The following is a 659-nucleotide window of genomic DNA, read 5'->3' as shown; positions in this document are numbered from 1 at the left end:
CGCCCGCGAGGCCGATGCAGACGAGGGCAGCGACGAGGCGGATGCCGTTGAACTTCCGGACACGGGATTGCCGGACACTGAGAAGCCGGGGGGCAAGAAACGCGGGCGCCGGCCCCTGCCGGCGAACCTGCCGCGCGAGCGCGTCGAGTATGACCTTGCCGAGGACCAGAAGGTCTGTCCGTGCTGCAGCCACCCGATGCATCGCATGGGCGAGCTGGTGACCGAGCAGCTGCAGATCGAGGTGAAGGCGAAGGTTTTGCAGAATGCCCGGGCCAAATATGCGTGCCGCAACTGCGACCGCACCGGGATCAGCACACCCGTCGTCATCGCGCCGATGCCTGCGCAGCCTTTGCCCGGCAGTATCGCCACGGCCTCGACGCTGGCCTTCGCGCTCGTTCACAAATATGTCGACGGCACGCCGCTCTATCGCCTGGCGCAGGCCTTCGCGCGGGCCGGGGTTCCTGTCAGCCGCGGCGCACTGGGCCACTGGGTGATCGGTTCGAGCGAGAGGCATCTGCTTCGCCTCTATGACGCGCTGAAGCTGCGGCTGCGATCCCAGACCGTCATCCATGGTGACGAGACTACGGTTCAGGTGCTGAAGGAAAAGGACAAGGACCCCACCAGCACCTCGTATATGTGGGCCTACCGCAGCGGCGAGG

1 protein-coding gene is annotated in these 659 nt (G+C 66.2%); it reads left to right on the top strand.

Annotation, left to right across the window (positions count from 1 at the left end):
* Positions 1 to 659, top strand: a 659-nt coding sequence (locus JKL46_RS35030) for an IS66 family transposase (RefSeq protein ID WP_201843058.1), incomplete at both ends; no start/stop codon positions are given.

The organism is Microvirga zambiensis WSM3693 (genome assembly GCF_016735695.1).
GTDB classification, from domain to species: domain Bacteria; phylum Pseudomonadota; class Alphaproteobacteria; order Rhizobiales; family Beijerinckiaceae; genus Microvirga; species Microvirga zambiensis.
The sequence above is the reverse complement of the archived record's forward strand: the minus strand, read 5'-3'. Positions and strand labels throughout refer to the sequence as shown.